This is a genomic window from Mesocryomonas lacus (assembly GCF_055730135.2).
This window is the reverse complement of record NZ_JBUZWE020000008.1, coordinates 199,527-212,749: the sequence shown is the minus strand read 5'-3', so window position 1 is coordinate 212,749 and position 13,223 is coordinate 199,527. Positions and strand designations below refer to the sequence as shown.

8 protein-coding genes are annotated in these 13,223 nt (G+C 66.4%); 3 read left to right on the top strand and 5 right to left on the bottom strand.

Annotated features, from left to right (window positions below; translation table 11 throughout):
* Positions 1-107: 107 nt before the first annotated feature.
* Complete coding sequence (locus ACZLZY_RS14445) at positions 108-1,826, bottom strand: methyl-accepting chemotaxis protein (protein ID WP_472934908.1); 1,719 nt, start codon at positions 1,824-1,826, stop codon at positions 108-110.
* A gap of 1,165 nt (positions 1,827-2,991) precedes the next feature.
* Complete coding sequence (locus ACZLZY_RS14440) at positions 2,992-3,789, bottom strand: fatty acid desaturase (protein WP_472934907.1); 798 nt, start codon at positions 3,787-3,789, stop codon at positions 2,992-2,994.
* Positions 3,790-4,147: 358 nt separating this feature from the next.
* On the opposite strand from ACZLZY_RS14440, the gene ACZLZY_RS14435 reads away from it, so the two are divergent.
* Positions 4,148-4,648, top strand: a complete 501-nt coding sequence (locus tag ACZLZY_RS14435; RefSeq protein WP_472934957.1) for a DUF2585 family protein — start codon at positions 4,148-4,150, stop codon at positions 4,646-4,648.
* Positions 4,649-4,789: 141 nt separating this feature from the next.
* A complete protein-coding gene (locus ACZLZY_RS14430) occupies positions 4,790-5,329 on the top strand; it encodes a sterol desaturase family protein (RefSeq protein WP_472934906.1) in 540 nt (179 codons plus the stop codon).
* A gap of 62 nt (positions 5,330-5,391) precedes the next feature.
* On the opposite strand, the gene ACZLZY_RS14425 is transcribed toward ACZLZY_RS14430, so the two are convergent.
* From ACZLZY_RS14425 to ACZLZY_RS14415, 3 genes are read right to left on the bottom strand one after another with little or no spacing between them, the layout of a single operon-like run.
* Entirely contained in the window at positions 5,392-8,820 is a 3,429-nt protein-coding gene (locus tag ACZLZY_RS14425; protein WP_472934905.1) for an SbcC/MukB-like Walker B domain-containing protein, read from the bottom strand.
* A complete protein-coding gene (locus tag ACZLZY_RS14420) occupies positions 8,813-9,562 on the bottom strand; it encodes a DUF4194 domain-containing protein (protein ID WP_472934904.1) in 750 nt (249 codons plus the stop codon). The genes ACZLZY_RS14425 and ACZLZY_RS14420 overlap by 8 nt, the downstream gene beginning before the upstream one ends.
* A complete protein-coding gene (locus ACZLZY_RS14415; RefSeq protein ID WP_472934903.1) occupies positions 9,552-10,955 on the bottom strand; it encodes a Wadjet anti-phage system protein JetA family protein in 1,404 nt (467 codons plus the stop codon). Before ACZLZY_RS14415 ends, ACZLZY_RS14420 begins: the two co-directional genes overlap by 11 nt.
* Positions 10,956-11,322: 367 nt before the next feature.
* Here ACZLZY_RS14415 and ACZLZY_RS14410 point away from each other — a divergent pair, with 367 nt between their 5' ends.
* Positions 11,323-13,197, top strand: coding sequence for a heavy metal translocating P-type ATPase (locus ACZLZY_RS14410; protein WP_472934956.1), 1,875 nt, complete (start codon positions 11,323-11,325; stop codon positions 13,195-13,197).
* The last annotated feature ends 26 nt before the right edge of the window (positions 13,198-13,223 follow it).

Here is a 13,223-nt window from a genome sequence, read left to right as displayed (position 1 = left end):
GCGCGTCCGTTCCTGCGAGAACTCGTAGCCGGCCATATTTCAAGAGTTCATGATCTCCACCCGCACCGGTGCGCGGTGCAGTGAGGGACCTAACTTTACAGGGATGCCTAGGACGCTATCAGCTGCAGTCCGAAACGTTGGGATCTCTGGCGGTCAGCGCTGGAGCGGCGTCCAGTCACTTGGTCGTCCTCAGTCTGGAACTGCAGCAGCTGCTGATTCAGCGCGTGCACTTCGGCGGCCAGGCTGTTGCTCGCCGCCGTCGATTCCTCGACCATCGCGGCATTTTGCTGCGTGCCGTGGTTCAGCGTGCCGAGCGCGACGTTGATTTCCTGGAGACCGACCGCCTGTTGGCGGGCCGACGAGACGATCGCGATGACGTGGGCGTGGATCTCGGTGACCTCGCCAACAATGGCCTGCAGCGCCTCGCCGGTTCGCGAGACCAGGTCGACGCCCGCGCTGACCTGCCGACCAGACGTCGAGATCAAGCTCTTGATCTCCTTGGCAGCCTCCGCTGAACGCTGGGCGAGCCCGCGCACTTCCTGGGCGACGACGGCAAAGCCACGGCCAGCCTCCCCCGCCCGGGCCGCCTCGACGCCGGCATTTAGCGCCAGGAGATTGGTCTGGAAAGCGATCTCGTCGATGACGCCGATGATCTTGCCGATCTCGTCGGAGGAATGGGCGATCTCGGCCATCGCCGCCGTCGCCTTCGCCACGACCTGGCCCGACAGTTCAGCCCCGCCCTTGGTACGGGACACGAGCTCGCCTGCCTCGTCGGCCCGCTTGCTGGAGGTGTTGACCGCCGCCGTGATCTCGGACAGCGCCGCCGAGGTTTCTTCGAGAGCCGCCGCCTGCGGTTCGGTCCGCTGGGCGAGATCGTCCGCGGCGATGCGGATCTGATCGGCGCCGTTGCCAATCTCCAGGGCGTTGACGCCAACGGACCGGAGCGTATCTCGCATGTGCTCGACGGAGGAGTTGAAGCTGACCCGCAGCGGCTCGAGAGAGGGGATGAACGGGCGATCCAGCCGCTGCACGAGGTCCCCCTTCGCCAGTCGGTCGAGCGCTTCGTCGAGGCGGTTCACGACGCAAACACGCTCCGTGACATCCGTCGCGAACTTCGTCACCTTCACCACCTTGCCATTGAGGTCGAAGATCGGGTTGTAGGACGCCTGGATAAAGACAGACCGACCGTCCTTGCCGATGCGCTTGAACTCGTCGGCGATGAACTCGCCGTTCCGCAGCCGCTCCCAGAAGACGGCGTAGGCGGACGCCAGTGCGACCGCGGGCTCGACGAAGATCCGATGATGACGGCCGATGATTTCCTCGAGCCGGTATCCCATCGTGGCGAGGAAATTGGCGTTGGCGGCGATGATCTCGCCGGTCGGCGTGAACTCGATCAGCGCCTGCGCCCGGCCGATGGCGTCGATCTTCGCGGACTTCTCGATCTGTTCGAGCTTGGATTCCGTGATGTCGTTGGCGAACTTGACGATCTTGTGCGGCTTGCGCCCCGGCCGGGCCACCGGATTGTAGTTGCCGCGGATATAGACCTGCTTGCGGTTCCGACCGTACCGCAGAAACTCGCTGCACTCGAACTCACCATCGCTGAGCCGCTTCCAGAAAGAGGCGTATTCTGGCGACGCCGCATAGCCCTCGTCGAGGAACAGCCGATGATGCTGCCCGACGATGTCCGACAGCGAATAGTCCATCAGTGCGCAGAAATTGGCATTGGCGGTAAGGATGGTGCCATCCATCGCAAACTCGATCGTCGCCATCGATTTGTCGAGCGCGGCCAGCAGCAGGTCGGATTTGGTCGGGAAAAAGTGGTTCACGTCGGTCTCCGGGGCGACAACCAACAGCCGGTCTCGCGCGGCGGACCGTTAGGCGCTTAACTTCTAAGAGGGCCCTAAGATTCCCTGTCGAATTGCTCACTGTCGCAAGTGATCATGGAAAATGAGCAATAGACTGGAGAGCCCGCAATCACGGGATGTAGGCTGCGCAGAACTGCCCTTATTTTTCGACGGTCCTGGCACGTCCGACGACCCCAGCGCCGGGTAGGCATGACACCTGACACCGAACGCCAGCGACCGACGACAGTTCGCTTAAAACTGCGGGTCTGTTCACGACTCTTCTGAGCCGTTCACCAGAGGAAACAGCATCATCGGAAGCGGTCGTTCATGAATCACAACATCCAACTATGAGTCAGCGTCTCATAAACCATTGGGGCAATAGACTGCTTCAAGGCTGTAGGAAGAGGCATAAACAATGAACCGTTTGGGTCGCGACCGCCTGCTCGAACGCACGAAGCTTGCGATTTCAGCTATCGTTGTCGGAACCGGCACGATCTTCGCTGTTTCCCAACTCTACGGAGCTTGGAGTTACGGGACCATTCGGGCACGTCGGCCTGGGATCGTATCGATTGACGGAGATCCCGAAGCGTTTTGGTTCGCGGTTGTGGTCGCTGCCCTTTTCCTCGCCATGATTCTAGGCGGCGCTGCTTTCATGGCATGGGCACGAAGCGGAGAGAGGCCACCGAAGGCTGCAAGGCCCCCGATGCGGGACGAAACCAAATTTCGCAAATTCGACCCCTGAAGGTCCATTCTCGGCCCGAACTCCTGCGGGAAATGTCAGCTATCGCGAACATTGAGCTGCAAGCGGACCGCCCCCTCCCCACCCCGCCTTGCTATCGGAACGGCCGCGTGAATTGCGCCGGAGCGGCCACTCCTTCGATACGGCAGCGCAGGGTTGTTTTCGGAACCGCACTCTCGCGGCAAGGCGAACCATGGCTGGGCTGAAGGTGGTGGCAGCAGATGTTGCCGGACAGGTTGCCGATCCCCAGAACGTCGGCGGCGCGACGGTTCACGTCGATGGCACCAACGGGCTTCTCGTCGACGGCGCCACTCTGGTTTCCGCCGATAGCGGGTGCTCCTCTCCTGCCGCGCAAGCTGGATGTCGGTCAGTCAGGTCAGTTCTTTTGAACCTCGGACGGCGTGAACGTCAGGACTGCCGACCTTCCCGCCAATGGGCCGGCAGGCCCCACCACGGGACCCAAGGCTGCGTGTGGTGCTCGTGGTGGTAGCCGAAGTGGAAGCAGGAAAGGAGCGACGCCAGGTACCCGAACTCGTTCGAGCGCGCATTGTGCTCGTCGGCGAATCCGTTCTCCTCCTCGTGACGGTGCGGGCGGAAGGTGCCGAAATAGAACAGCTGCAACGACGACAGCAGCGATGGCAGTCCATAGAACAGGACGACGTTCAAGACCGGGGCGCGGAAAACGAGGATGTAGCTGGCCACCACCGTGCACACGAAAAGGATGGAGCGGCGCCCGAAATACCGCGTGAAGAAGGTGCGGAACCATGGCCAGAAACGATCGGGCTCGTCGGCGCAGAAGTCGGGGTCGTCGGCGGTGCCCGGAGCGTCATGGTGGGCCATGTGCGCGCTGCGAATCTGGCGCCACGCAAAACCCGCATAGATCGTCAGGATAAAGGTGCCGATGAACGTGTTCAGCCGCGTCCAGCCGGGCGCGAGCGAGCCGTGCATCGCATCGTGCGCGACGATGAAGAGGCCCACCGTCAACCAGCACTGCACGGCGATGATGACCGGAACGAACGGCAGCGTGCCCCAGCTGAGATCGAGAAAGAAAACCGTCGCGACGTGGATCGTCATCCAGGCAACGAGCACGCAGCCCGCAAGCGACAGACCGATGGCCGCCTGAAACGGACGCAGCCGCGGCCTCTGCGCGGTCGTGTCTTCGCGCGGGGCGAAGAGTTTCGGGCTGATCGGGGTGACCTCACTCATCTCCATCTTTTCATCCTAATCTGCGGGGTCATCGGGTGGCATGCGGCGTATCGCCTCCCGACACTCCCGTTGGAGAGATTGGGCACGTCAGCGTTGTTTAAAGGGCTTCGGCCAATGGCGGTTGATTTGCACGCCAGAAGGTCGAGAGGGTCAACCCTCGCCCTGAGGCGCGAGAAGTCAAACCAAACGATTGGGATCAAGCGCCACACAGGGCTATGGACCAGGTCGATGGCGGCTCCATATCTCGCGGGCAATGACAGAAGCCTCCCCCGATGCGAACCAGGGTCGTCTCGCGCCCTTCATGACCCCAGAGCGGTCCGACGCAGCGAAGCCGTCGCTCGGCGCTTGCGCGCTGTTGATGCTCCTGGTCAATGGCGTGGCCGCAGGCTTGCTCTGGTTGTTCGGGCGTTCGTTCCTGCCCCGGCTCGAGCCGCTTCGTCTGTGGAGTGCTGGCTTCGAGGAGGGAGCCAACTCCCAGCACCTATCGGATCCCTACTCATTCATGCACGGCGTCTTCGGAGCCGGCCTGTACGTCTTCATCAACGGACTGAAGCCTGGCTGGTCGACCCGCGCCAAGCTGATGGTCGCGGTGATCGGGAGCGCCGTCTGGGAGGTCGTCGAGAACACGCCGCCGGTGATCCGCCTGTTCAACGGTTCGGGCCAACCGGGCGCCTATGCGGGCGACAGCATCGTCAACTCCATGAGCGACACCGGCTGCGTGATCCTCGGCTTCTTTGTTGCCCAACTGATCGGGTGGCGCGCTACGCTGGTGATGGCGATCCTGATCGAGGTGGTCCTGTCCTTGTCGATAGGGGACGGCCTTTTGCTCGGGGCGTTAAAGGTTCTTGGCCTCGTCTGAAGTGGTGCCGACCGAGGCATGGCCTGCGAGGATAAGGCGCAGCCTGCAAGCCTTGCCAGCCATCGGCCGATCCCCATATCTTCGGCAACCGACAGACGCCAACACGCCGCGTCCGTCAGACGTGCAACCCGCAGAGCTGCCATGACATTTGAGATTCTCCTTTACGTCCTCATAGCGCTCGTGACTGTGGCGGCGATGGAGGGTTTTGCCTGGGCGATGCACCGATACGTCATGCACGGACGGAGCGGCTGGGCCTGGCACAAGTCGCACCACGAGGAGACCGAGGGGCTTTTCGAGAAGAACGACCTCTACGCCGTGGTGTTCAGCGGCTTTGCAGTCACCTTGTTCTTCGTCGGGCAGGCATTGTCGCCGGTGATCCTGGCGATTGCGTGGGGCATCACACTATATGGCCTGCTCTACTTCATCGTCCACGATGGGCTCGTGCACCAGCGTTGGCCGTTCCGCTATGTTCCGCATCGGGGCTATGCCAAGCGACTGGTTCAAGCCCACCGTCTCCACCACGCGGTTGAGGGGCGCGGGCACTGCGTCTCTTTCGGCTTCCTCTACGCGCCGCCGATCGACAAGCTGAAACAGGAACTGCGCCGTTCGGGTGTTCTCGACCGTGAGCGCATCGAGCGCTCGGTGACGGCCCAGGGGTCGGCCCATGCGCCGGTGCGCTAGGCCGGAACATATCCTTCAATTCCTCTTGCCGGAGGCCTCCAACCTGGACGCCGGTCGTTCTCTCAGGTTGCGATCACGGCCGACCGCAGGTCTCCGAGGTCGCGATGGTCCGGGTTCAGTTCGGCCAGCGCCTGCTTTGCCGCCTCGCGGGGATGCTCGGTGTCGATGTAGACGGAGGTGCCGTCGAGAGACTTGTTGACGAGAACGATGGTGTCGAGAACCTCGCTGAAGGTCGCCCGCTTGTCTTCTGGCCCGGCGATGAGAAGCTGGAGGCCCATGTCCTTGAAGAAGCGCAGCAGCGCCTGGGTATTTGGGACGTCGAGCTTGTTGAAGGCTTCGTCGAACAGCGCGAGCCCCATGCCGACCGGGCGACCGGCGATGTGGCCGGGGAAGTAGGCCAGTGACAGCGAGGCGGCGATCGCGACGTAGAACGGCACCTGCGCCTCGCCGCCCGAGCCCTTCATCGCCCGCGACGACAGGCTGGTCCGGGCTCCCTTTGCGTCCGTCATGACGATCTCGAAGGTGAAGTACTGGCGGTAGTCCGCCATCGCCGAGGCGTCCTCGCCCCCCTCGATCATCGCCTCCACATCCTCCATCGACGCCTCGAAGACCGCCTCCGAGAGATCGCCGTCGGCGACCCTCGCCGCGAGATCGTGGAGACGGGCAAAGCGTCCGTCGACGACATAGGTGAAGGCGTAGGTCTGGCCGGTGAAGCGGTGGCGCCGCAGAAGACGATTCATCGCCTCCATGCGGTGCGGGACATTGCCGAGCTTTTCGGACAACCGCGCCAGGAGATCCTCGCGCAACATCCGGCGCATCTCGCCCGCCGCACTCGCGCAGGCCTCGCGGTAAACCCTCAGATCGTTCTCCTCGAGACGCTGTCGCTCCTCCTCGATCCAGCGATAGCCGGCGATCATGCTGTCGGCGTCGACCACCGGAACGGCGATCCGCCACTGCGCCGCGTAGTCGCCAAGATCCCGCAGCGCGGCCAGCTGGTCGCGCCGTGCCTGTCCCTCGGCAAGGTCGACGCCGGTGCGGGCTTCGTTGCGGCAGGTCGCGAGCCAGGCCATCAGGTCGCGGCGCGGGGCACCGCCGGCGCGGATCTCGTCCCGGAAGGCGGCGCAGACCTCGGCGGCCGAGCGCGTCTTGCCGTCGAGGCGGGCGAGCGCACGGTTGGTCTCGCTCTCCAGCGCCGCAAAGGCACTCCGGCGAAGGGCGACAGCGGCTTTCAGCTTTTCCGCGGCGACCGTCTCCCTGGCCCTCGCATGGGCGACGGCCTGCTGCAGACCGTCGATCTTCGGCTCGACCTCCTCTGCCAGTTCCGCGGCATGGGCGTCGCGCTCTGCCCGGATGTCGTCGAGCTCGGCGCGGAGCCCGGCAGCGTCGCTCTCCTCCACGGACCGCCGGTCGCGCAGGAGCGCGCTGTGCCGGAGCTGCGCCGTGGTGGCGCGGTGCTCTATTTCGGCCAGCGGCGGATCGGCGGTCAGGACCTGGAGGATGCCGGGCACGCGGCGGGCGGCGGCGCGGATCTCGTTGAGGCGCATCGTCGCCCCGGCGAGTTCACGCTCGATGCGCGCACGGCTGCCGTCGGCCTGATCGGCACCGGAAGCGCCAGCCTGCCGCCCGAGGAGGAGTTCCTTCAGCTCGCGCTGGACGGAGAGGCTCATGCCCGACGACGTCTTGCCGTTGCGCATGATGCCGCGATCGAGACGGTCGAGTTCCGCCTCGCTGTCCGCCTTGCGGAAGGCGCCGATACGGACGGTGAGGAACGCCAAAGCGTGCCGGTCCTCCGTGCGAAGCGCCTCGAGAATGCTGCCCGGCGGCGTGTTCGTGCGGGTCGAGGCGGTGGCGCTCGTCTTCACCAGCGTGCAGCCGGCAAACGCGTTTCGGTTCTGCCACATCAGATCAAAGGCGCGCGGCAGCAGCGGTGGCTGGACGATGATCGCTTCGCGGCCTCGCCCGAGCAGCGCCTCGGCCGCATACTGCCAATCGGGATCGGCGACCCCGACGACGTCGCACAGCGGAACGGCGGGGATGCCCGCGGCGGCGAGCGCCGTCAGAAGCGCCCCGGCCTCCCGCGACAGGACACCACCACCCGTCCGTGATGGGCTGACGGCCGTTCGCTGCAGTTCCTCCTGCAGATGGCGCACCTCGTCCTGAAGGCTGTGGGCGAGATCATCGAGCGCTGTCTGCAGCGTATCAAGATCGCTGGCTCTGGAGAGAAGGTCCTGGACCTCCTCGGCACGCCCGCGGAGTGCCTCGTGAAACAGCTTTCCCACTGGCACCAGCGCCAGGGCCTGGCGCGCCGCCTCTTGGGCGGAAAGAATGCCGGGACGCTGAACGTCGGCGAGGGACGACAGGCGCACGAGATCGGCGAGCGCCCCGCGGATCCGGGTCCAGGCGGATTCCGCCTCGCGCAGATCGCGCTCGGCGAGCTTCGCCTCGGCGTCGATCTGTCGAAGCTGCGCCTCGCCGCTGGCCGCGCCGAGCAAGGCCTGCTTGGAGCGGATCTCCTCGTCCCAGTTGCGGATCCATTCGCGGCGGCTGGTCAGCACATGGCGCTCGACATCGAGGCTGGCCGATCGGGTCCGTGAAAGTTCGCGGGCGGAGCGCAATTCGAGGGCTGCCCGGGTCGCGTCCGCAGCGGCCGCCCGCCAGCGCAATCGGTCCGCCTCGACGCGCGCTGTCCCCCAGGCCTCGAACCGGGAGCAAATCCGGCTGACGCGCTGATGCTTGGCCTCCGCCTCCTCGATCAGCGTTTCCAGCTCCCGCCAGGTCGCGATCGAGGTGCGGACGCGCTGCACATCCAGCGGATCGGGCTCCAGCACGAACTCGCGCACGAAGACCGTGGGGTCGAAGATCGGCTTGAAGGCCAGCGCGTTGGAGAAGGCGCGCAGGAAGTGGCGGGCATTCGGCGGCGAGGCAGCGCCGCGCATCGCCGCCAGCATGTCGGCGGTGAAGCGTTCGGCCGAGGACTTGTACTCGGCCATGTCCGGATGCGCCTTGCGCAGGTCCGCGGCGACCTCCGCGAAGGGCGCGATGGTCGAGACCCCGTCCTCCTCGCGGCGCAGGGCTGCGATCGAGAAGTCGTGCCCCGGGATGATGAAGCGCGACAGCACCTCCTCGCGGCTGTCGCCATGGCGGGCCGCGAAGGCGACGCCGACTGACAGGGCCACCCCCGTGTATTCGTGGACGAAGGTCAGCGCGAGGATGCTCTCGCAGGACTTGCGCAAGGGACGGCCATCCTGCGCGGGATCTCCGGTCATGCCGAGGCAATATTCGAGCACACTGCGCGACGAGCGACCGCTGGCGCTCGCATTGAGGTTCAGGCGGTTGTGATTGCCGCCGGTGATGACGGTCTGGATTGCGTCCTGGATGGAGCTCTTGCCGGCGCCGGTCGGCCCGATCAGGGCGGCCTCGCCGCGGATCTCGATGTCTTGGGCATCGATCAGATACCAGTTGGAGATCGAGATCCGGCGCAGGCTATACAAGAGTACTGCCCCGGCCGGCCGGCTGCTGAACGACGGCATCCGCCGACGCGGTGCTGCGCTCGATTTCCACCGCCGTGCGGTCCGGATCGAGGCCCGGGCTACGCTCGGCAGGCGGCGCCGCGACCCAGGCCATCAGGTCCTCAACGTAGGAGTCCGGCACCAGGACCGCGATCCCGGGGAGGATGGAAAGCGGCGACACGCGGCCCACCCGGTCGCGCTCGCCGAGACGAACGGCGCCGTTGCGCTGGAAGCGGCGCAGGATGTCGAGCAGCCGCATCTCGTCGGGCGGCGCGGCTTGCGTCGCGCTTTCGATGCGGTCGACCAGCGTATCGGTCGTCTTCTCCACGACGCCGCCATCCCCGATCTCATGGGCCCGCATCGCCTCCTCCCAGAGAAGGCGCAGCGCCAGGAGGACGATCGTCTCGTCCTTGCGCAGCCGCTCGAACATGCCGTCGTAGCGCGCCTCGTCGCCGGGAACGACGAGCGCCACCATCTGATCACGGGCCGACACCTCAAGCCGGTAGCCGAGGGCGCCGAAATAGCGTTCGTAGAAGGTAGGATAGGCACGGACGAGATCATAGGTCCGGCCAAGCCCCGGCGTGTGCGAGTAGATGCACTGGCGCGTGAGCAGCACCTGCAGCGACCGCGTCATCTCCTCGGCCGACGGGCGACGGCCGGCGATATGGCCGCCGGCCCAGTCGCCGTCGACGATATCGCGAAATTCGTCGGTCTCACGCTGCATCACTATCCCTAGGCATTCGCCGTCGTATCAGAAAATCCTGGCAGGAGATCCAGTCGTTGGAGCAGCGACCAGGCAGGAGGACGAGCTCGAAGCGGGACGCCAAGGCCCCGTTGAAGATCGAGGGGAGTTCCCGCAGTCGCTGGAAGGCGACGAAGTCCTCCACCGTCTCGAGCATGATATCCTTGGCGCGAACCTCCGTCTTCTCGCCGAGGACCTTATCCACATAGCTTGCAAGCACCGGCGCCGTGACGCGGGTGCGCCGGACATACTCGGCCTTGGCCCGGGCATAGACGAGCGCGCCGGGATCGGGGGGAACGTCCCGGATGACGGTCGGGGCGACGACCGCCCGCTCGCGGCGCGGCGCCGGCACGTGGACGGGGCCGAGCGGCAGGATGCGCGGCAGAAGGGCGGTCGCGACCGGAACATCCTCGCGGCCGTCGTCGGCCAAGGCCTTGATGGCGTCGACGAGGCGCACCTGCGAGGGGTTGATGATCCGGTCCATGTAGCGGGCCGTGTTGACGATCCGCCGCTCGATCCGCGCAACGGTGGCGTCGATGGCATCGAGATGCAGGTCGGCGGCGTCGAACACGGCGATGACCTCCGCGATCTCCTCCCGCACCCGCTCCTGCCCGGCCGCCGCATCATCCGCCCTGCCCTCCCTGGCATAGGCCTCTCCCAGCCTTGCCACGAGGTTGTCGTCCATCATCATCTCGTTCGCCTGACGGACGATGGCGGCGCGGAACCGGAACGGATTGTCCTTCGTGTGCAAGGTCTTGAAGTCGCGGATGAGGTGGCGCTCGACGAAATCCTCGAAGAAATGCCGGAACACCTCCCGGACACTCGGTTGCTTCAGGATCCGGTCTTCGGCCTGGCGGAGCGAGATCGAGACCGTGCGCATGTGGGCCGCGAACTCGTTCGCGCCCCGAAGGGCGTTGCGAAGGCTTTCGGACCGCTCGTCTGGCTCCGCAGCGGTTCCCTCCAGCGCGCCGAGAACGCCGAGGACCGCGCCGCCATAGCTGCGGGCCTCGCCCTTCTCGATCTCGGCCAGAGCCTGAACGAGGATGCTCGCCTCGGGATTGAAGTCGACGAGGCGCACGTATCGCTCCCGGTGCTCGACAAGCCACCCGGTATCCACCAGCCGCTGATAGGTGGCGCGCGCGCGGTCGTCGCCGGACGGCTCCAGCGCCTCCTCGTCGGCAACGGGTTCCTGCGTGGCTTCCCATCGCAAGAGGAAGTCCTCGACCTCGCTGACGACATCGGCACGGCGCGGTGCCTCCGGCGCGAGTTCGAAGGTCCGGTGATAGAGATGCAGCAGGAGGTCGGAATAGAGCCGCCGCGACGGGGAAGCCAGCGGCTTGAACAGATCGGGCGGCAGGACGTCGAAGAGCGGCATTCGTTTCCTGGGCGCGTCGACGGGACAACTGCGGGCGAGGAGCAGTCCGCCTCCATATCGATCTAAGGGCACTGGATCAACCAAGGCAGGGCGGACCGAGGTCCGGCGCGGGAGGCCCGACCGGCCCGCACTCTGTCAGCGGCGCCGAAGACGGCGCCGGGTTTGCGCCAGATCAAGGCATCGGTGCGCCGTCCATGCTGAGAGAGAGTGACCGTCTCCGGGAGTTCGGCGCGACTTCAGAGGCTGCGGCGAGGCTTTGTGCCAGACCATCGCCGGGGGACAGCTTGAACGCCCGGCTCAGATGGATGCACGCCCTACCTCGGGCGGCATGTCGAACCTGCCGGACCTCTGGAGGAGGCACGCCATGATGATGCCATCGACTATCGTGCCGGTCGAAGCGGTCCGCTTTGCCGAGCGCGAAAGGCGGTTGTCGAGGCTGTTGCCAATCGGCTGCGCGGTGGCAGGGCTCGGCGCCGGCACCGCAGCCTTCCTGCTCGGCGAGGGAGAAGCTGCCGATCTGATCTGGTCGGCAGGCGTCCTGCCGGTCCTCGCCATCCTTCTCTGGCAGATCGCCGCGAGCCTTCGCCGCGGCGATGTCGGGCTGGACCTCGTGGCCGCCCTCTCGATGGCGGCGGCGCTGCTGATCGGCGAGACACTCGCGGCGGCCGTCGTCGCGCTGATGTATGCCAGTGGGCAGGCGCTCGAGGCTTATGCCGCGGGCCGGGCCAACCGCGAGATGAACGCGCTTCTCGACCGCGTCCCGCGCACGGCGGTGCGGTATTCAGGCGAAACCCTCGCCACCATCCCGATTTCGGAGGTTGCCGCCGGCGACCGCCTGCTCGTCCATCTCGGTGATGTCCTTCCCGTTGACGGGACGGTCTCGGGATCGGCGCTGCTCGACGAGGCGCCGCTCACCGGCGAATCCCTTCCGGTGACGAAACGCGACGGCGACGCCGCGATGAGCGGCTCGACCAATGTCGGCGCAGCTTTCGACCTCGTGGCGAGCGAGCCGGCCGCCCGGAGCACCTATGCCGGGATCGTCCGCCTCGTCGAAGAAGCGACGACGTCGCAGGCACCGATGACGCGCCTTGCCGATCGCTACGCCCTTGGCTTCATGGCGGTGACCCTCGGGCTCTCGGCTCTGGCCTGGTGGCTGTCCGGCGATCCCGTCCGCGCCGTCGCGGTCCTCGTCGTCGCAACGCCGTGCCCGCTGATCCTTGCGGTTCCCGTCGCCATCGTCTCCGGCATCTCCCGGGCGGCCAAGGTCGGCGTTCTCGTCAAGGGCGGCGCCGCGCTCGAGACGCTCGGCCGCATCAGGACGCTCGTCGTCGACAAGACGGGAACCCTGACACACGGGACCGCCGCCGTGTCGGAAATCGTCGTCGGCGAAGGCTGGACGGAGACCGAAGTCCTGTCGCTCGCCGCCAGTCTCGATCAGGCGTCGCAGCACGCCGTCGCCAAGGCCGTCGTCGCCGCGGCGGTCGAACGCGGGCTCGCCCTTTTGCTCCCGACCGAGACGCGGGAGGTGCCGGGCGAAGGCGTCGAGGGGCGCGTTGCCGGGCGCCGCGTGCGCGTCGGTGGCAAGGGCTTCGTCGCCGCGGGGATGGCCGATGCCGAACGGTCGGCGCTGACTGCCGCCGTTCCCGCCGGCGCCCTCACTGTCGCGCTAGCCGTCGACGGCGCCTTTGCCGGGCTCGTCCTGATGCGCGACGCGCTCCGCCCGGATGTTACCGGGACGCTGGCGCGGCTGCGGACGCTCGGCGTGACGCGGATCGTGCTTGCCACCGGCGACCGCCGGGATGTCGCGCTCGCCATCACCGAGAGCCTCGGCCTCGACGCGATCGCCGCCGACCTCGTGCCGGAGGACAAGATCGCGCTGGTGCGGCGCGAGAAGCAACAGGCACCGGTGATGATGGTCGGCGACGGCGTCAACGATGCGCCGGCTTTGGTCGCCGCCGATCTCGGCATCGCCATGGGCGCCAAGGGGGCCGCCGCATCGGCGGAGGCGTCGGACGTGATCCTCCTGCGCGACAGTCTCGACGGGCTCGTCGAGGCCATGGCCATCGGCCAGCGCTCCCGAAAGATCGCGCTTCAGAGCGTCTTCGCGGGAATCGGGCTTTCTGCGATCGGGATGGTGGCCGCGGCACTCGGCTACCTGCCGCCGGTGCAAGGCGCACTTCTCCAGGAAGCGATCGATGTCGCGGTCATCCTGAATGCGCTGCGCGCCCTTCGTCCGGCCTGACGACCGCCACCGCACCCTTTTGCCCC

Bases quoted from the DNA above. Each gene is read 5' to 3' on its own strand.
- ACZLZY_RS14440 (WP_472934907.1), bottom strand. From the start codon at position 3,789: ATGAGTGAGGTCACCCCGATCAGCCCGAAACTCTTCGCCCCGCGCGAA.
- ACZLZY_RS14435 (WP_472934957.1), top strand. From the start codon at position 4,148: ATGCTCCTGGTCAATGGCGTGGCCGCAGGCTTGCTCTGGTTGTTCGGG.
- ACZLZY_RS14430 (WP_472934906.1), top strand. From the start codon at position 4,790: ATGACATTTGAGATTCTCCTTTACGTCCTCATAGCGCTCGTGACTGTG.
- ACZLZY_RS14420 (WP_472934904.1), bottom strand. From the start codon at position 9,562: ATGCAGCGTGAGACCGACGAATTTCGCGATATCGTCGACGGCGACTGG.
- ACZLZY_RS14415 (WP_472934903.1), bottom strand. From the start codon at position 10,955: ATGCCGCTCTTCGACGTCCTGCCGCCCGATCTGTTCAAGCCGCTGGCT.
- ACZLZY_RS14410 (WP_472934956.1), top strand. From the start codon at position 11,323: ATGATGCCATCGACTATCGTGCCGGTCGAAGCGGTCCGCTTTGCCGAG.